Source organism: Sinomonas halotolerans (assembly GCF_039615075.1).
GTDB classification, from domain to species: domain Bacteria; phylum Actinomycetota; class Actinomycetes; order Actinomycetales; family Micrococcaceae; genus Sinomonas; species Sinomonas halotolerans.
The window spans coordinates 262,339-279,963 of record NZ_JBDFRB010000003.1 but is presented as its reverse complement, the minus strand read 5'-3'; the positions used below and the strand labels follow the sequence as shown (position 1 = coordinate 279,963).

The 17,625-nt window shown below is 69.9% G+C and carries 15 protein-coding genes; 6 read left to right on the top strand and 9 right to left on the bottom strand.

Going from position 1 to position 17,625, the window contains the following annotated elements; all coding sequences use genetic code 11:
* Window positions 1-7: 7 nt before the first annotated feature.
* Entirely contained in the window at window positions 8-1,378 is a 1,371-nt protein-coding gene (locus ABCQ75_RS05420; protein ID WP_345883650.1) for an NAD-dependent succinate-semialdehyde dehydrogenase, read from the top strand.
* A 97-nt stretch (window positions 1,379-1,475) separates the two neighbouring features.
* On the opposite strand, the gene ABCQ75_RS05415 is transcribed toward ABCQ75_RS05420, so the two are convergent.
* Window positions 1,476-2,489: an Lrp/AsnC family transcriptional regulator gene (locus ABCQ75_RS05415; protein ID WP_345883649.1), complete on the bottom strand. Its 1,014-nt coding sequence runs from the start codon at window positions 2,487-2,489 to the stop codon at window positions 1,476-1,478.
* A gap of 116 nt (window positions 2,490-2,605) precedes the next feature.
* Here ABCQ75_RS05415 and ABCQ75_RS05410 point away from each other — a divergent pair, with 116 nt between their 5' ends.
* Both ABCQ75_RS05410 and ABCQ75_RS05405 read left to right on the top strand, forming a co-directional pair.
* The gene (locus ABCQ75_RS05410) at window positions 2,606-3,874 is read left to right on the top strand and encodes a M20 metallopeptidase family protein (RefSeq protein WP_345883647.1); all 1,269 of its coding nucleotides are present in this window, start codon (window positions 2,606-2,608) and stop codon (window positions 3,872-3,874) included.
* A gap of 24 nt (window positions 3,875-3,898) precedes the next feature.
* Window positions 3,899-5,266: an MFS transporter gene (locus ABCQ75_RS05405; protein ID WP_345883645.1), complete on the top strand. Its 1,368-nt coding sequence runs from the start codon at window positions 3,899-3,901 to the stop codon at window positions 5,264-5,266.
* A 71-nt stretch (window positions 5,267-5,337) separates the two neighbouring features.
* Here the strand turns inward: ABCQ75_RS05405 and ABCQ75_RS05400 are convergent, their stop codons facing one another.
* From ABCQ75_RS05400 to ABCQ75_RS05380, 5 genes are all read right to left on the bottom strand, one after another.
* Window positions 5,338-6,567 carry an aminotransferase-like domain-containing protein gene (locus ABCQ75_RS05400; protein WP_345883643.1) on the bottom strand — a complete coding sequence of 410 codons (1,230 nt, stop codon included), beginning with the start codon at window positions 6,565-6,567 and terminating at the stop codon, window positions 5,338-5,340.
* 121 nt (window positions 6,568-6,688) lie between these two features.
* A complete protein-coding gene (locus ABCQ75_RS05395; protein WP_345883641.1) occupies window positions 6,689-8,173 on the bottom strand; it encodes an amino acid permease in 1,485 nt (494 codons plus the stop codon).
* A 150-nt stretch (window positions 8,174-8,323) separates the two neighbouring features.
* A complete protein-coding gene (locus ABCQ75_RS05390) occupies window positions 8,324-11,104 on the bottom strand; it encodes an alpha-amylase family glycosyl hydrolase (RefSeq protein ID WP_345883639.1) in 2,781 nt (926 codons plus the stop codon).
* 194 nt (window positions 11,105-11,298) lie between these two features.
* The gene (locus ABCQ75_RS05385; protein ID WP_345883636.1) at window positions 11,299-12,972 is read right to left on the bottom strand and encodes an ABC transporter ATP-binding protein; all 1,674 of its coding nucleotides are present in this window, start codon (window positions 12,970-12,972) and stop codon (window positions 11,299-11,301) included.
* Window positions 12,969-14,066, bottom strand: coding sequence for a DUF1611 domain-containing protein (locus ABCQ75_RS05380; protein ID WP_345883635.1), 1,098 nt, complete (start codon window positions 14,064-14,066; stop codon window positions 12,969-12,971). Before ABCQ75_RS05380 ends, ABCQ75_RS05385 begins: the two co-directional genes overlap by 4 nt.
* Window positions 14,067-14,249: 183 nt before the next feature.
* Here ABCQ75_RS05380 and ABCQ75_RS05375 point away from each other — a divergent pair, with 183 nt between their 5' ends.
* From ABCQ75_RS05375 to ABCQ75_RS05365, 3 genes are all read left to right on the top strand, one after another.
* Entirely contained in the window at window positions 14,250-14,693 is a 444-nt protein-coding gene (locus ABCQ75_RS05375) for a helix-turn-helix transcriptional regulator (protein ID WP_345883634.1), read from the top strand.
* A gap of 5 nt (window positions 14,694-14,698) precedes the next feature.
* On the top strand, window positions 14,699-15,109 hold the full coding sequence (locus ABCQ75_RS05370; protein WP_345883632.1) for a VOC family protein: 411 nt from the start codon (window positions 14,699-14,701) through the stop codon (window positions 15,107-15,109).
* Between the two features lie 99 nt (window positions 15,110-15,208).
* Entirely contained in the window at window positions 15,209-15,664 is a 456-nt protein-coding gene (locus ABCQ75_RS05365; protein WP_345883631.1) for a hypothetical protein, read from the top strand.
* Between the two features lie 22 nt (window positions 15,665-15,686).
* Here the strand turns inward: ABCQ75_RS05365 and ABCQ75_RS05360 are convergent, their stop codons facing one another.
* The 3 genes from ABCQ75_RS05360 to ABCQ75_RS05350 all read right to left on the bottom strand — a co-directional run bounded on the left by ABCQ75_RS05360 (window position 15,687) and on the right by ABCQ75_RS05350 (window position 17,603).
* A complete protein-coding gene (locus tag ABCQ75_RS05360; RefSeq protein ID WP_345883629.1) occupies window positions 15,687-15,980 on the bottom strand; it encodes a DUF503 domain-containing protein in 294 nt (97 codons plus the stop codon).
* 155 nt (window positions 15,981-16,135) lie between these two features.
* The gene (locus tag ABCQ75_RS05355) at window positions 16,136-17,047 is read right to left on the bottom strand and encodes an oxygenase MpaB family protein (RefSeq protein ID WP_345883627.1); all 912 of its coding nucleotides are present in this window, start codon (window positions 17,045-17,047) and stop codon (window positions 16,136-16,138) included.
* A gap of 73 nt (window positions 17,048-17,120) precedes the next feature.
* Window positions 17,121-17,603, bottom strand: a complete 483-nt coding sequence (locus tag ABCQ75_RS05350) for a flavin reductase family protein (RefSeq protein WP_345883625.1) — start codon at window positions 17,601-17,603, stop codon at window positions 17,121-17,123.
* Window positions 17,604-17,625 lie beyond the last annotated feature (22 nt).

Below are 17,625 nucleotides of genomic sequence, written 5' to 3'. Positions count from 1 at the left end.
AGAGACCATGAGCATCTACAAGGTCACCAACCCCGCCACCGGGGAGGTCGTCGCGGAGTACCCGACGGCGACCGACGCCCAGATCCAGGAGGCCATTGCCTCCGCGGACAAGGCGTTCACCATCCTGAAGGGCATGAGCGGCGCGGAGCGCGCGGCACTACTGCACCGCGTCGCCGACCTGCACGCCGAGCGCCGCGACGAGCTCGCCGCGATCATCACGCGCGAGATGGGCAAGCCGATCTTCCAGGCCGGCTACGAGGTCGACATCGTCGAGTCGATCTACCGCTACTACGCCGACAACGGCCCTGCGTTCCTCGAGGACGAGGTGCTCGACGTCGTCGCCGGGGGCGCGGCCGTGGTGCGCAAGGAGGGCCTCGGCGCGCTCTTGGGCATCATGCCGTGGAACTATCCGTACTACCAGGTGGCCCGTTTCGCCGCGCCGAACATCATGAACGGCAACTCGATCCTGCTCAAGCACGCACCGCAGGACCCCGAGTCGGCGCTCGCGATCGAGAAGATCTTCGCCGACGCTGGTGCGCCCGAAGGCGCCTACGTCAACGTCTTCGCCACCAACGAGCAGGTGGCGGACATCATCGCTGACCCGCGGGTCGCGGGCGTGTCCCTCACGGGATCCGAGCGTGCCGGCTCCGCAGTCGCCGAGGTCGCCGGCCGCCACCTCAAGAAGGTCGTCCTCGAGCTCGGCGGGTCCGACCCCTTCGTCCTGCTGGACGCGGCAGACCTCGACGAGGTTGTGGGGCGTGCGGTCTTCGGTCGGATGGTCAACGCCGGTCAGGCCTGCAACGCGTCCAAGCGCTTCATCGTGCACGAGGACGTCTACGACGAGTTCCTCGAGAAGTTCTCGGCGGCCCTCGGCGGAATCAAGCCTGCCAATCCGACGGATCCGAAGACCTTCCTCGGCCCGCTCTCCTCGCTCGCGGCGGCGGAGGGCCTCTCGAAGCAGCTCGATGCCGCTCTGGCCTCGGGCGCGAGGACGGCCCTCGCCGGCGGTCGCGTGGGCGGGACGGCCTACTTCAAGCCGGCCATCCTCACCGGCGTGACGCGCGACATGGAGGTGTACAGCCAGGAGCTCTTCGGGCCCGTGGCCATGGTCTTCAAGGTCTCCTCCGAGGAGGAGGCCATCCAGATCGCCAACGACACTCCGTTCGGGCTGGGCGCCTCCATCCACACGGACGACCCCGAGAAGGCAGTCCGCGTGGCCAACCAGATCGAGGCCGGCATGGTGTACATCAACGAGCCCGGAGGCACGTCCGCCGAATTGCCATTCGGCGGTGTCAAGCGCTCCGGCGTCGGCCGCGAGCTCGGCAGGTACGGCATGGACGAGTTCGTCAACCGCAAGCTCATCCGAACGCTCACGTAGCGCCCTCAGCTGAAAGACCATGATCGGCCCGGCATTCGCGGCGAGTGCCGGGCCGGTCACGCGGGAATCGAGTGAACCACCTCCTGCAGGGCTGGCACTAGGCGCCGGAGGCGGCTCCGCCGTCATCCACCACGACAACGCCAGTGGCTGTCGTGTCCTCGTTGAGCATCCATCCCATCCGCTTGTGCTCGCGGACCCCCACGTTCGATTCGATCACCTGGGCTCCTGGAGCGGCACCCTGCAGGCCCTCCTCGACGTCCGCGATGTCCTCGGGCGTGCGCAGCCACAGGTAGAACGTTAGGTTCGTGTCGCCGGTCGTGGAAGCACACAGGCGAAGCGTCCGGTAGGTGCGCAGGTACCCGACAGCAGCATCGAGCTGCGCGGGTGGTACCCGGACGTACCATTGGCACGCGACGGGATAGCCCGAGAAGCTCTGGGCAAGCTCGCAGCGGAATGCGAGAAGCCCCGTCTCGACAGCGTGACGCAGATGGCGAGCTGCCGTCGTAGGATGCGTCCCGGTGGCCTCGGCAATCTCGACGGCGGACGCCCGGCCGTTCCTGGCAACGACTGCCATCATCTTGCGGGCATGTGGCGGCAGGCCTGAGGGGATGCGCGACACCGCGGGCGCAAGGGCCGCGAGGCGCCGCTGTTTGGCCGGGGTCAGGACGTCGAGACGCCACCACGCTCCGGTGGCGTAGAGGCGTGTCGCAACGGTGACCTGCAGGCGCAGGATCTCAGGATCGTTGCGCAGGATCGGCAGGACCTCGCGGAGCACTTGCCCCCAGTCCACTGCGATGACCGTCAGGCGCACGTCCCACGCCCGCGCCGATTCCTCGACTGTCCCGATCACGGGCGCGGCACAGAGGCGGGCAATGACCTTGGCGCGCCGTCCCGGGGCGCACTCGAGACTGATGAAGGCGATGCACCCCTGGCTCCGGCCTGTGCCCAGATGGCCCGTGACCCACACCTTGCCCTCAGCGCTGAGCCGATCCCATCGGGCGGCGAGTGTTGTGGGGTGACGGCTGAGGATGGCGCCGAGCTCGGTCCAGGTGGCCCGGGGGGCAATTTGGAGGGCATGGACGAGTTCGAGGTCTTCGACGGGCAGTTCCATGCAGGTTCTTTCGATTCTCAGGGGGCGATGTGCAGTTTCTATGGAAATTCTACTGTCCGTGACCGCGGTCACTGCACTCTCGAACAGTACCGCCGCGCTGACGAAAGGGCCGCCCTGTGCCACTTCCTATTTCCTCCGCAGACGTCGCAGTCTCACTGCTCGATGATGCGTCCGCTCTCGCAGGGGACATTGCTGACCTGCGCCATCGACTCCACCGCGAGCCCGAGATCGGCTTGGACCTGCCCCGCACCCAAGAGAAGGTCCTGACCGCCCTCGAGGGGCTCGGCTACGAGATCTCAACGGGCCGGGAGACCACGTCCGTCACCGCAGTCCTCCGCGGCGACGGCCCCGCCGACGATGGCGCAGTCGACGACCGCCCGGTCGTGCTGCTGCGTGCCGACATGGATGCCCTCCCGGTCCAGGAGAAGACCGGACTCGGCTACGCCTCCCAGACTCCCGGGGCAATGCACGCGTGTGGCCACGACCTGCACACCTCGATGCTCGTTGGTGCCGCCAGCCTCCTGGCCTCCCGCCGTGCGACGCTCGCTGGCGACGTGGTGCTGATGTTCCAGCCTGGCGAGGAAGGCTTCGACGGTGCAGGGGTCATGATCCGCGAGGGAGTCCTCGACGCCGCCGGGCGCCGCCCCGCGGCAGCCTACGGCCTGCACGTCATGAGCGCGATTGCGGACGGCGGGACTTTCCTCTCCCGTCCAGGCCCTCTCATGAGCGCCTCCGACGGCCTCTTCGTGACTGTTGAGGGCAGGGGAGGCCATGGCTCGGCCCCGCACGAGGCAAAGGACCCGGTGACAGTTGCCGCCGAGATGGTTCTCGCCCTGCAGACGATGGTCACGCGCCAGTTCGACATGTTCGACCCGGTCGTGGTCACCGTCGGCGTGCTCAACGCCGGAACAAAGCGCAATGTCATCCCCGAGACAGCCCACTTCGAAGCCACGATCCGCGCCTTCTCCCCTCAGGCCCGGACACGCCTGAAGTCGTCGGTCCCACGTCTCCTGGAGTCCATCGCCTCGGGTCACGGGCTCACCGTCAGGATCGACTACGTCGACGAGTACCCCGTGACCGTCAACGACTTCTCCGAGACCGCGTTCGCCCGCTGGTCGATCGAGGAGCTCTTCGGTCCCGAGCGCTACCGGAACATGGACCACCCCCTCGGGGGTTCGGAGGACTTCTCCCGTGTGCTTGCCGAGATACCGGGCTGCTTCGCCTTCCTCTCCGCGGCCCCCCGGGACGTCGACCACGCGAAGGCCGCCTACAACCACTCGCCCTACGCCGTCTTCGACGACGCCATCCTGGCCGACGGCGCAGCCCTCTACGCACACCTCGCACTCAACCGGCTGGCACCCGCCTCCCGACGCGCAGTCCGCTGACCCTACGATCCCCAGGAGAAACCAATGTCCGCACCTCTGTCCGACAGAGCCACGGTCCGCGCCGCGGGCCCCGTCTCCACGGCGGCCCCGGCTGCTGCAGGCGACCCAGGCGTCCGTTCCCCCCGACGGGCAGGCACCCGCCACACGCTCCTCGGCACCGCGGCCGGAAACGCCGTCGAATGGTACGACTGGGCCATCTACGCGACCTTCGCGTCCTTCATCGCAAAACAGCTGTTCAGTCCCTCCGATCCCTCGAGCGCGTTCCTGGCCACGCTGGCGATCTTCGCCGTGGGCTTTGTGGCCCGGCCATTCGGTGGCTTCCTCTTCGGCTGGATGGGTGACAGGATCGGCCGCAAGGCGAGCATGACCGTGTGCGTTGGCCTGTCCTCGCTCGGCTCGCTCGCGATCGGCCTCACCCCGACTTTCGAGATGCTCGGTGCAGGCGCCTCGCTCATGCTCCTCATAGCGCGCCTCGCACAGGGCTTAGCCCACGGCGGAGAGCTCCCGAGCGCTCAGACGTACCTGTCCGAGATGGCTCCGGCCCCACGCCGCGGCTATTGGTCCTCGCTCATCTACGTCTCCGGGACCGTCGGGATCCTGTTCGGGACCCTGCTCGGGGCCGTGCTCGCGACTGTGCTGACGCCCGAGCAGATGGCGTCGTTCGGGTGGCGCATCCCGTTCCTCCTGGGCGGCGCATTCGGTCTTGTCGCATTCCTCATGCGCCTGCGCATGGAGGAGTCGGAGGCATTCACGAGCGCCGTTCCGGCGCCAGCCCGCAGCGGGTTCTTCGCAGACCTGGGCCGCCACTGGCGTCAGGCACTCATGGTCATCGGGCTCACCGTGGGCCTCACGGTCGTGTACTACGTGTGGGGCGTCTCGACTCCGGCCTACGCAATCAATGTCCTGCACATCGATGCAACGGGGGCCCTGTGGGCAGGGGTCGTCGCCAACCTCGTCTTCATGGCAGTCCTGCCGCTCTGGGGTCGGCTCTCAGACAGAATCGGCCGCCGGCCGGTCCTGCTCATCGGAGGCCTCGGCAGTGCCGCACTGTACTTTCCTGCGACGTGGTTGGTCCGCGACGCCGCTTGGCAGCTCGGGGTCTCGATGTCGGCCATGCTCGTCTTCATCGCTGCGTCGGCAGCGATTGTCCCGGCGGTGTATGCCGAGCTCTTCCCGACCTCGATCCGGACAATCGGTGTCGCGATCCCGTACGCCATCGTGGTGGCCGCATTCGGCGGTACTGCGGCGTATCTCCAGGCTGGCTTCGGGGCATGGTTCGGCACCGCCGGTCCAACGGCCTTCGGCGTCTACACCATCCTCCTCCTCCTCGCGAGCGCGCTGACGGTGACAAGGCTGCGCGAGTCCCGCGGCCTCGCCCTCGACGGTTCCTAGGCCAGTCCCGATACGGTGGGATCCCCAGCACCGCCTGGGGGTCCCACCGTGTCATGCGCGTCCCGGCTGGCCTACTGGGCCTTGGCTGCCGCCTCAGTGAAGAGCTCGCCCAGGATGCGGGCACCGCGGCGGATGTCCTCGAGTGGGGGCAGGCAGAAGCTCATGCGCAGCTCGTTCCGGCCGGAGCCATCGGTGAAGAAGGCGGTACCGGGGACGTACACGACCCCGCGCTCGATCGCCTCGTACACGAGCTTCTCGGTGTCGATGTCCTGGGGCATGGTGATCCAGAGGTAGAACCCTCCCGTGGGCTGGTTCCACTGCGTGCCCTCGGGCATGCACTCCGCGAGGGTCTCGACGAGCGCCTCGAACTTGGCCCTGTAGATCCCCCGGTAGGCATCGAGGGTCGTCTTCCAGGAAGGGTCGTCAAGGTAGGCACTCATCATGAGCTGATTGAAGACGGCAGGGTTCAGCGCCCCGGTCTCTGCAGTGTTCAGGAGGTGGGCGTGCAGCCAGTCCGGCGCCAGGACCCACCCGAGGCGCAGGCCCGGGGCGAACATCTTCGAGAAGGAGCCGAAGTAGAGGGTGATGTCAGGGAACTGCGGTTGGATCGCGGGCAGGGTGGAGCCGTCGAAGCCGAGCAGCCCGTACGGGTTGTCCTCGAAGATGAGCAGTCCCGCATCGCGGCAGATCTCGCCGATTCGGGTGCGCCTCTCGGACGAGAGGTTGACGCCGCCGGGGTTCTGGAAGTTCGGGATCGTATAGAGGCCCTTCACCACGCGACCGGAACACCGGACCTCGGCGATGGCCTTCTCGAGCTCGTCGGGGATGAGCCCGTCGTGGTCGCTCGGGACATGGATGATCTCGGCCTCGAGGCTTGTGAAAACGGCCATGCCCCCGGCATAGGAGGGACCCTCGGCGAGCACGACCTCCCCGGGGTTCACGGTCACGCGCGCTGCGATGTCCAGCGCCTGCTGCGAGCCGGCGGTCACAATCACCTGCTCCGGGCGCGCATCGATGCCTTCGAGCCGCATGATCTCCACTATGTGCGAGCGAAGCGCGGGGATGCCGTCGCCGGGACCGTACTGGAGAGCGGCGCTGCCCTGCTCGGCGAGGATGCGGTGCGCGTCCTCGGCCAGCTTCTCGAAGGGAAGGCCGTCCAGGAAGGGGGCGCCGTTCGCGAACGAGATGATCCCTGGCCGCTGTGCGGCGCGGAACACCTTGCGCACCTCGGACGGGCGAGCGGATCGCACGCGGTCTGACAGTGCGTGGACAGTCTGTTCGATGGCCACAGGCTGGGTCATCGGGCCTCCTTCCAAAGCCAAGGGCGGGCAGACAGTGGATCGTTCTCCACTATCCGCCCGCCCCACGATGCTGTCCAAGACTTCCACGGACTCGTATCCATGCCGTCTTGGAATGGCTTGTCTAGGCGACCGGCTCCGCGGACGCCGGCGCTTGGACCGACTCCCCGGCGGCCGCACGCCGGAAGCGACGGCGGCTCGTCACCTCATAGCCCAGCGTGATGACGCCCAGCAGGAGCGCGGTCCCGATGAGCGAGATCCACCAGGTCTCGGAGGTTCCGGGCACCACCATCGAGAGGAAGACCCCCACGAGCGCGAGGATGCCGATCCACGTGGTCACGGGTGCACCTGGCATCCGGAATCCGACCACGGGAAGCAGCCCTGCGTCCTGGAGCTTCCGCAGTCTGAGCTGGCACGCGAAGATCGTGATCCACAGGATGATCATGCAGACCGCGGAGGCGCCGAGGGCGAGCTCGAAGACGTGCACGCCACCGAAGAACGCTGTCATGATGACGCTCAGGAAATAGAAGCCGCCGATCCCGAGCAGCGCACCGACAGGCACACCCTGACGGGACATGCGGTTGGCGAAGCGCGGGGCGTCGCCGTTCGCGGCAAGCGTGCGGAATGCGCGGACGGTCGCGTACAGGGTCGCGTTGACGCCCGAGAGCGCGGCGGTGAGCACCACGAAGTTCATGGCAGCCCCGAGCCACGGGATGTCGAACGATGCGAGGGCCGTCACGAACGGCGACTCCTTGCCGGAGTACGCGCTGGTCGGAAGCAGCATCGACAGGACGATGACGGAGCCGATGTAGAACACGGCGATACGGAAGACGATGGACTTGATGGCCTTCGGCATGATCTCGCGGGCGTTCCTGGCCTCACCGGCCGAGACCGCGGAGATCTCCACGCCGGAGTAGGAGAACACCGCGCCGGTAGAGACCAATGCGACGATGAGCACGCCGTTCGTGAAGAAGCCCCCGTCCCACAGATGGGTCACAGAAGCGCCGTGCGAGAAGCCCAAGGGCCCGCCGAGGAACACGATGATGAGGCCCGCCGCGATGAAGAGCAGGATCGCGGCGACCTTGACAGAACTCGCCGCGACCTCGATGAAGCCGAACGAGCGGGCCGAGAAGAGGTTTGATCCCACGATGAGCATCCACGCCACGAGCGAGGGGATCCAGCCCGGGACTTCGGGCCACCAGTACTGGATGTAGACGGAGACCGCGGCAATCTCGACCAGGCCGATGAGTGATCCGAGGATGGTGATGATCCATCCGGTCATGTGGGCGAGGCGGTCACCGTAGAACTCGCGGGCCCACGAGACGAAAGAGCCGGTGGTGGGCCGGTGCATGACGAGTTCGCCGATGGCCCGCCCGAGCAGGTACACGACCGCGCCAGTGACGAGGTACGCGAGGATGAGGGCGGGACCGGCGGCCGCCAACCGAGAGCCGAGGCCCAGGAACAGCCCAGTGCCGATCGCGCCGCCGATGGCGATCATCTGGATCTGGAAGTTGGACATCGTCTTGCGGTACCCGGCATCGCCTGGCTCGACATAGGACGACGGTGCGGCCACACCGTTGTGGCCAGCCTCGTTCGAGGCAAGGGACATGGGAACTCCTCTGGATTCGGGTGCGAGACCATGATGTGCCTCACATCTCAACCCGGTCCAAGACCTCTTGGACCTCGGCCCCATGCCCCACAGGCATCGATTCGCCGCCACCTCAGCTGAGGCTTAGGGCTGTTCCCTCAGCCTCAGCCGTCACCCGAACGAGAGCCGGTGGGTGGCCTCGTTGTAGCTGAACGTGATGGCCCCGCCGTCGTGCTCCACCGAGATGTTCGGGCCGTTCTGCACCCCGCCCTCGCCGTAGTTCACGTCCCACGAGCCGTTGAGGGCGGCCTTGGCCGCGTAGGAGCCGACTGGCAGGTCGAACGTGCCGCGCCACACGCCCTGTGCCGGGTCGTAGGTCAGCTGCGCCTGCGGGCAGGCGGGGTCCCAGTCCCCTGGGCAGCCCATCTCGGTGTTGAGCGTGCCGGGCACCGACACCGATCCGGGTTGTCCGGACGGCGTGCTCGTGAGCGTGAGGTGCGTGTCGTGCCGGTAGGTGAACGTCACGGGCCCGCCCGGGTGGCCGGCCAGGGCGATGTTCGGTCCGTTCCGCTCGCCGCCCTCCCCGTAGTTCTCCTCCCAGGTGCCGTTCAGCGCGGCCTTGAACTCCCAGTCGCCCGCCGGGACGTCGAGCGTGAGCCGCCACTCCTGCGCGATCGGGTCGAAAGCCGCCATGGTCGCCGCGCAGTCGGGCTGCCAGTCGCCGCTGCACCCCGCCTCGCTCTGCAGGCTCCCGGCGATCGTCACCGAGTCGGGCTGCGCGACCGGGCCCGCCGGCGCGTTCGGGTCCACAGGGGTAGGCACGACGCCGGCCACGGTCGCCGAGGCGGCGGTGTGGCCCGCGTTGTCCAAGGCCACCGCGCGGTACTCGAGCGCGGTTCCCGGCTCCATGTCCTCGGTCGCGTGGAAGACCTGGTACGGGTACGTGTCGTCCGTGCCGATGTTCTCCCAGCCCTCGGCGGTCCTGAGCTGGAACGTGACCTCGTAGAACGAGTCCCGCGGCATCTCCGCGGCCACGTGCACGCGCGTGTTCTCGGCGCCGGCGGCCTCGGGCGTGGCCAGCGCCGGCGTCGGCGCCGCGGCGGAATCCGGGATCCGGCCCTGCGCGGCGTACACGACCGTGGAGAACGGGGGAACCGTGACGCCGAGCGTTCGGTCGGCCGCGCTCTTGAGCCGCGCCGCCGCGCCGTCGGGCCCGTACACCTTCTCGAAGGGGCGCTTCGCGAGGTAGGTGGGCACCGCCGCGGGGCGGGGAGCGGCCGTGTTGTTCACGGCCACGATGTACTCGCGCTGCGCGGCGGCGTCGATGCGCGAGAAGGCGTAGACGCCGGCCGTGCTGTCCGCGTAGCGGTCCTGGTGCGCGCCAGTCCGGAGGGTCGGGTGCTCCTGGACGACCTGGGCGAGTCGGCTGATCGAGGAGTAGAGCGGGTGGTCCGCCGCGAAGTTGTCCTCCGTGTGCGTCGCGTCCGTGCCCAGGAGGTCGTCATCCAGGTAGTCGCCGGTCTGCGAGGCGAACATGTCCTGCCGCGCGAGCTGGTCCCCGGCGGCCTTCCCCTGCGCGTCGAGCCCCGTGAAGCCCTGCTCGTCGCCGTAGTAGACCACGGGGTTGCCGCGGGAGAAGTACATGAGCTCGTGGGCGAGCCGGTCGCGGGCCACCTTCTGGGCCTCGGGCGCCCCCGGGTTCGCCGCGGCGATGAACGCGCCGATCCGGCCCATGTCATGGTTTCCGAGGAAGGTGGGCAGCTGGTGCACGTTCGAGTCCGCGTCCGTGTACCAGTCGTCGCCGAGGAAGAGCTTCTGCAGGGTCGTGGCCGGGGCGGAGTCCGCCGTGTAGGAGCGGGCGGCCTGCTGGAACGGGAAGTCGAGCACGGCCTGCATGCTGTTGGAGGTCGTGTACTTCGAGGTGAAGTCCCGCGAGGTGTCGTAGACCTCGCCGAACATGAAGAAGTCCTCCTTGCCCACCGAGCGCGCGTACTCGAGCACCTCCGGCCCGAACTCCTGCCAGAACTCGTCGTTGACGTGCTTCATGGTGTCGATCCGGAACCCGTCGACCCCGAAGTCACCGATCCACGCCTTGTAGATCTCGATCATGCCGTCCACCACGCGCGGGTCCTCGGTGAAGAGGTCGTCCAGGCCCACGAAGTCCCCGTAGTAGCTGCTCTCGCCCGCGAAGCTCGAGTCGCCGCGGTTGTGGTAGACCGTCACATCGTTGAGCCAGGCGGGGACCTTGAGGTCCTCCTCGCCCGGCTCCAGCACCGGCGTGTAGGGGAACGACGTCGCCGCATCCAGGGCGGGGAACGCGCTCGAGCCGGCGACAGCGGCGTCGTCGAACGTGTTCCCCGCGGCGTCCTTGTAGGGGAAGGCGGTCTTGTTCTGGTAGGCGGGCCGGTCACCCTCCTCGAAGCCCACGACGTCCGCAGTGTGGTTGGTGATGATGTCGAAGTAGACCTTCATCCCCCGCGCGTGCGCGGCGCCGATGAGGTCGGCGAGGTCCTGGTTCGTGCCCAGGTGCGGGTCGATCTGGGTGAAGTCGGTGATCCAGTACCCGTGGTAGCCGGCGCTGCCGTCCTTGTCCTGGTAGGCCTTGTTCTTGAAGCTCGGTGTGAGCCAGATGGCCGAGGTCCCGAGGCCCTGGATGTAGTCGAGCTTCCCGAGCAGCCCCTTGAGGTCGCCGCCGTGGTAGAAGCCCTTCGCGGTCGGGTCGAACCCTGAGACCGTGCGGTCAGCCGCCAGACCGCCCGTGTCGTTCGCAGCGGTGCCGTTCGCGAACCGGTCCGCCATGACGAAGTAGTAGTTCTCCGCCCCCGCAGCGGTGCGCAGCGAGTGCTCTGCGCCGCTCGCGTCCACCGGTCCCGGCGGGGCCGGCGGCGGGGCGGCGAGCGCTCCGGCCGTCCCGTGGGTGAGGAGTCCGGCCGCGAGGACGACGGCGGCCATGGCGCCTCCCGCTCGGCGGGCCTCCGCGCGCCGGGGTGCTCGGGCCCGGCGGGGATCCGGTTCCGGATGGGAGTCCTGCGGCGGATGGGCACCCCGGAAAGGACGGGGGCGGAAGGGAAGCTGCATCGTCGAGACCTCCTGTGGAAGCGCTTTCACCGCGGCCAACTATGGCATGGGTCACACTCCCGCGCTAGTCAAGACAATGCGTCCCCGTTGTCGAGGCGCCATTCGATGAAGTTGTCGGGGAGGATCTCGGGCCGGTCGGTCGCGACAATCTGGACCCCGGGATGCTCCTCGAGCACGCGCCGGAGCGCCGCCCTGCCGGCGTCGTCCAGATCCGCGTCGAGCCTGTTGACCAGCAGCAGAGGCGGAGTGCCCAGGACAGCGCGGACAAGGTGCGCCTTGGCCCGTTCATGGGCACCGAGCGGATCGCCGCCGCGCCGCAGCACCGTCCCGAGGCCGCGCGGGAGACGTGCCACCGCAGGGGCCATGCCCGCGCGATGGACCGCGTCGGCGACCTCGGCGTCGCTCGCCCCAGGCCTTCGGTACCTGAGCGCACGTCCGAGGCGTCCCCGTTCGAGGGCGAGCGCCCGGGCCGCATAGCCCAGGGAGCGCCGGCGCAGACGGCCGTCCATCTCGGAGAGGCGGATCCCGTCGATCCAGACGAAGGGTGCCGCCCGGCCGTCCAGAAGGGCTGAGAACAGCTCGTCGATGGCCGTATGGTCGGCCGCCGTGACGTGGACGCACTGCCCGGGAACAGCGCGCAGCGGCGCGGCACGGACGCCCCCGAGATCGAACTCGACCGTCCTCAGCCCCTCGGGCTCCACCGTCCCCATCCCCTCGGGCTCCTTGGTGCGGGGCTCGGCAGCGGCTCGGGGCGGCCCGGCTGGGGGCTGGTCCGGCGTTCCACTGCGCAGGAGAACCGGTGCTGCGGCGAGGCCGGGGAGGATCGCGGCGCGGGCCGCGAGGTAGCTCTGGCGGTACTCGACAATGCGTCCCAGATCGTGGACCGGGGTGGCGGTGAGGCTGACCACGGTGAGCGCTGCGGCGATGAGGCCGGGGTCGAGCCCCATGAACGCTCCAGTCGCGGCGGCGGAGACGGCGGTGGCCGAGGCTGCGGCGGCTGCACTGGCCCGGAGCGAGCCTGCGAGGACCGCGCGGCGGACCGCAGCGCCCGCAACGTCCCGCCCGAGCGCGTCGATCCTGCCCAGCTCGCGGTCTTCGCCCGCGCCGGCGCGGATCGCCGTCGCCGCATTGACCGTGTCAGTGACCTGGCCGGCCAGACGCCCTCTGGCCTTGCGGAGCGCTCCAGCCCGTGCGCGGGTCGGCCCGGACAGCCACGCCAGGAGTGCCGTCGCCGCCAGCAGGGGAACCATCACCGCCACGGCGAGCGGCGGGGCCATGAGCCAGAGCGAGGCGGTCAGGACCAGCACGAGGGGAAGCCCGGACGCTGCCGCCGCAATGCCCAGGACCACCCAGTTCCGCACACTGTTCAGGTCATTGCTCGTCCTTGCCACGGTGATCCCGAGCGACGGCCCGCGCCCCGGGGCAAGGGCACCGCGGAGCAGTCCGAGGCGGATCTCGTGCACATAGCTCTGGCCGAGCCTCTCCGCGAGGACCCGCTCGAGGATCCGCAGCCCAGCCGCCGCACCGACGAGACCGAGAAGGCCGACGACCAGCAGCACACGCTGCCCGGAATCCGGCGTGCTCGAGAGCAGGGACACGAGCCACGCGGTCGCGGCGGAGAGCAGTGCGATCGCGGTCCCCGTGCCGATCAGGACGACAAGCAGCCCCCTGCGCCCCGCAGTGAAGAACCCGGGGAAGCCCGGAAGCGGGGTCCGAGGCTCCTGCCCTCGGGTCGGACTCACGCCGTCGATCGGCCCAGGAACCGCTGCGCCGTCCTGGGCTCGGCCAGCTGCCGGGTCCCGATCACCGGGATGTCAAGCACGCCCGCGGCCTCGGCGGAGGCGAGCGGGGAGGCTGTGACGACGCCCGAGACCGCGGCAGGAGGAAGACCCGCATCCCTCAGGAGGGCCACCCCTGCTGAAGCGCCCAGCGCGTCCGCCGCGGCGAAGATGACGGAGTCCACGAGGGAGTGCAGCACTGGATCGGCCAGCAGCCGCCGGGTCTCCTCCTGGTAGACGCCGTCTGCGATCTCCACCACGATCACGTCCGGCGCGGACTCTGCGAGGGCGCTCACCACATTGGCGGCCAGCACGCCGAGTTCCTCGGCGGCGAGCCGGAACGTGCTGGGATAGCCGAAGTCCGTGAAGTCCAGGACCGGGGAGGCCCCCGCGTCGGCGAACAGCCAAGGGTCCCCGCCCGCCCCTGTGCCCGTGGCCTTTCCGGCGGCCACCCGGAGCCCGGACGCGGCGAGCCCCTTCACGAGGCAGGCTGCAGAGGTGGACTTGCCGGCGTTCATCGATGTGCCGAGCACTGCGATGACGTGCGGGGCCACCGGCCCGATGGCCGCTGGGTCGACCTGTCGCGGCGCGAACCGCGAAAGCGTCAGGCGCCCCCGTGCGTCGGCCACGATGCCCTGGGGCACCAGCCGAGTCGGCCCGGCGAGGTCGCCGTGGCTCGCAGTGACGGAGCCTGCGATGCCGCCGGCGGCCACGAGATGGCACGGGCCCAGATCGCCGGGCACCTCGGCGAGCACGTTGTCCGCTGCGTAGCGGTGGCCGTAGGCGAGGAGCACCTCATCCCCCTCGAAGAGGAACTGGCGCCGCGAGTCCGGGCTCTCGAGCCGTTTGAGCTGTCCGATCGACTCGACCCTCGCAAGCACGATGTCACCGGGCGCAGGCACTGTCGAAGGCCCCGTGAGAAGCCGGTACCCGGAGGGGGCCGCGGCAATGCTGCGCGCCGCGAAGCGTGTGGTGTAGGCCTTCTTGGCCCGCGCGAGGCGCTCCCCCTCCAGGGGGGCGGATGCCGCTTGAGTGTTCCTGTGGACGGTGGCCGTCACGGTGTTCCCTTTCTCGGGGCAGAGGTGCGGATGCCGTGGCCTCACGGCGGGGCCACTGCTCGACCCAGACCAACCATAGGGCGCGCCGGCCCCCGAGTCCGTAAGCGGCCAGCAGGAATCCGCAGCCATCGCGGGAACCGCACGTCTCGACACAGCGGCGGCAGGGCTGACACCATCAGGTGCGTGCCGCCGTCGTCCGCCCCGAGCCTGAGGGACCTTGCCCTCCTCCGGAGCGCCCGCGACCGCATGGACCGCGAGTACGCGCGGCCGCTGGACGTCGAGGCCCTGGCCCGCGGCGTGCACATGTCCGCCGGGCACTTCAGCCGCCAGTTCCGCCGGGCCTACGGCGAATCGCCGTACCAGTACCTCATGACGCGTCGGATCGAGCGCGCCATGGCGCTCCTTCGGCGCGGGGACCTGAGCGTCACCGAGGTGTGCTTCGCGGTCGGGTTCTCCTCGCTCGGCACGTTCAGCACGCGGTTCGCCGAGCTCGTGGGCGTCCCGCCCAGCATGTACCGCGAGCAGGGCGCAGACCCGTTCGAGGGCATGCTGCCGTGCATCGCCAAGCACGTGGCGCGGCCGGTCAGGAATCGAGAAGCGCCCCCCGGCCCCGTGCCCGTACCGTGATGGCCATGGACATCACCATCCACACCACACCCCTCCCCCACACCGACCCCGAGGCGTCGCTCGCGTTCTACCGCGACGTGCTCGGATTCGAGGTCCGCAGCGACGTGGGCCAGGGCGCCATGCGCTGGATCACCGTCGGCCCGGCCGGGCAGCCGGACACCTCGATCCTCCTCGCCCCACCGGCCGTCGACCCGGGGATCACCGAGGACGAGCGCCGCACCATCTCCGAGATGATGGCCAAGGGCACCTACGGGTGGATCCTGCTCGCCACGCCAGACCTGGACGGGACGTTCGAGAAGGTCCAGGCAGCGGACGCCGAGGTGGTCCAGGAGCCCACCGACCAGCCGTACGGCTTCCGCGACTGCGCCTTCCGGGACCCGGCCGGCAACCTCATCCGGATCCGCGAAGCGGCCTGAGCCGGCTGGGCCCCTCGCAGGCCGGGTCACGGCAGGCCAAGGGTCCGCTCAGGGTGAACCCTGAGGACACGGCGCGGCGGATCCGGCGATAATCGAACGGTGAGCACCCCAGGACCGGCCCCGCGGCGGAACCCGTACCGGGACCCGAGCGCCTACTGGCCTGACGGCGTCCCGCCGGGTGGCACTGGCGCGCCGCGCGGGGGCGAGCTCGTGCGCGGACCGGGGATCCCGTCGTCGTCCGCTCCGCAGCCCCGGCCCGTCCCCGACGCCGGCCGGTCCACCGCCGAGCCGCGCGGCCTACGGCCCCGCAGGCCCGCATCCCGCCTCGCGACCGTGCTCGGCGGCGCCGCGCTCGGGTTCGGGCTCATGTCCGTCACGCTCGGGCTCGTCCCGTGGATCGGCGCGCTCCTGGCCGCCCTGCCGCTCGCGTTCTCGGTCCTGTCCGCGTGGGGGTCCTTCGCGCGCTCGAGGATGAGGGCCGCGCGCGTCTCGGCCATGGCGGTCGCCGGGGCGGCCCTCAGTGTGCTGCACGTTGTGACGCTCTTCGTCCGCTGAGCGGCCTCGCCGGCCGGCGAGGTCAGTCCTCGCTGTGGAGCTCGCGGCGCCGGGCGCTGAGGAGGTCCACTTCGGGGCGGCCGGCCACGAGGCGTTCCACCGCATCGAGCACGTCGACGGCGTGGGCACGGTCCGCGCTCACGAGGCTCGCCCCGATGCGCGCCCTGCGGTGCAGGTCCATCTCGCCGACCTCCGCCACGGAGACGTCGAACCGCTTGCGCACCTCGGCGACGATGGGCCTCACCACGGAGCGCTTCTCCTTGAGCGAGTGCACGTCCCCGAGCAGGAGGTCGAACTCGATCCACGCGATCCACATGGGGCCATTCTCCCCGTCCCGGCGGCCCGCGGTCACTCCTTGGCCCCGCGTCCCCGGGAGCTGACCCCGCGTCCCCGGGAGCTGACCCCGCGTCCCCGGGAGCTGACCCCGCGTCCTCGGGAGGTGACCCCGCGTCCCCGGGAGGTGACCCCGCGTCAGAGCGCCCCGAGCCTGGCCAGGCGGCGGCGGGCTGCGGCCTCGGCGGGCAGCATCGGGTCCAGGGCCCGGCCGACGACGGCGAGCGTCGCCTTCGCGGCGGCCCGCACCGGGAGCGGGACCGGGCCCAGATGCGGGCGCTGCAGCCCGAGGAGGGCCAGATGCCGCGCGGGCATCGACTCGAGGACCGCGTTGAACAGGATGGCGTAGCCGGGCCGCAGCATCGGATCCAGCGGCGGGCGTCTGAGGAAGGCGACCACCTCCTCCACCCGGGGCCCGCCCCCGAGCTGCCCGTCGGCGTCGTACGCCTCCAGCCGCGCGCGGAGGGCGGCATCGGAGCGCGGCGGGTCGGCGACTCCCATGAGCTCCCCGGCCACGGCCCATTCGGCGACGTACCTGTCCGCGCCGCCGGGCACCGGCCCCACGAAGGCCTCGTAGGTGCGCAGGAACGCGTCGGTGAACGCCAGGTGCACCCACGCGGCGAGCACGGGGTCATTGGCGGAATAGTGCTCGTAGGCGCCACGGGCGGAGACGTACTCGCCCTCGACGGGCCGATGCCGGCCTCTCACCCACGCGCACGCGCGCCGCGCGGCTGCCATGTCGCCGTACGTGACGGTGAAGATCCACCGGATCGTGCCCGCGAGGCGCGCAAGCGGGTCGCGGCGGTAGTCGGAGTGCTCCACCACTCCCGCGAGGACGCCCGGATGCAGCGTCTGGGTGAGGAGCGCACGGATGCCGCCCGGGATCGTGGCCATGCGGCCGTGGACGGCCCAGACGGCGGAGTCGGGCGCGAAGAAGCCCGCGTCGTCGCCGTCCTCGAGGGCGGTCTCCCACGCGGGGACCCCCGTGGGCTGGCCGAGGAACGTCAGCCGCAGGCGGGAACCCAGAGGCGCGAGCACATCGAAAGGCACATCTTGAGGCTACGCCGGGACCCCTCCGGTGTGGGGAGTCGGGCCCCGGCGGCCCGCAGCCCGAAGGCGAGAGCTACTTTGCCCAGTACACGTGGTTGGTCAGGGGGACGAAGCCGTCCGCATCCGAGACGCTGACCACCTCGCCGATGAGGATGACGTGGTCCCCCGCGTCCACCCGCTGCCAGAGGCGACACTCGAGGCGCGGGACGTCGTCGGCAACGATCGGCGAGCCCAGCACGCCGGGCTCCCAGGCCAGTCCCGCGAACTTGTCCGTCCCCTTCGCCACGAACCGCTGCACGAGGTCCCGGCGGGACTCGGACAGGATGTGCACGGCGTAGTTGTCGGTCCGGTTCCACACCTCGAATGACGTGGACTTCTTGTCCACCGCCCACGAGACGAGCGGCGGGTGCAGGCTGATCGACGTGAACGAGTTGCTCACGAGGCCCGCCCGGGTGCCGCCGTCCGCTGTGGTGATGACAGCGATGCCCGTGGCCCAGTGCCCCATGGCGCGGCGGAGCTCCGCGCCGCTCACGAGATCCAGGGATGTCACGGTCATGCGCTCCTCCAGCAGTAGCCGG

Excerpts from the sequence above, each read along its gene's own strand:
- ABCQ75_RS05420 (WP_345883650.1), top strand. The coding sequence starts at position 8 with ATGAGCATCTACAAGGTCACCAACCCCGCCACCGGGGAGGTCGTCGCG.
- ABCQ75_RS05415 (WP_345883649.1), bottom strand. The coding sequence starts at position 2,489 with ATGGAACTGCCCGTCGAAGACCTCGAACTCGTCCATGCCCTCCAAATT.
- ABCQ75_RS05405 (WP_345883645.1), top strand. The coding sequence starts at position 3,899 with ATGTCCGCACCTCTGTCCGACAGAGCCACGGTCCGCGCCGCGGGCCCC.
- ABCQ75_RS05400 (WP_345883643.1), bottom strand. The coding sequence starts at position 6,567 with ATGACCCAGCCTGTGGCCATCGAACAGACTGTCCACGCACTGTCAGAC.
- ABCQ75_RS05395 (WP_345883641.1), bottom strand. The coding sequence starts at position 8,173 with ATGTCCCTTGCCTCGAACGAGGCTGGCCACAACGGTGTGGCCGCACCG.
- ABCQ75_RS05390 (WP_345883639.1), bottom strand. The coding sequence starts at position 11,104 with ATGGCCGCCGTCGTCCTCGCGGCCGGACTCCTCACCCACGGGACGGCC.
- ABCQ75_RS05370 (WP_345883632.1), top strand. The coding sequence starts at position 14,699 with ATGGACATCACCATCCACACCACACCCCTCCCCCACACCGACCCCGAG.
- ABCQ75_RS05360 (WP_345883629.1), bottom strand. The coding sequence starts at position 15,980 with ATGTGGATCGCGTGGATCGAGTTCGACCTCCTGCTCGGGGACGTGCAC.
- ABCQ75_RS05350 (WP_345883625.1), bottom strand. The coding sequence starts at position 17,603 with ATGACCGTGACATCCCTGGATCTCGTGAGCGGCGCGGAGCTCCGCCGC.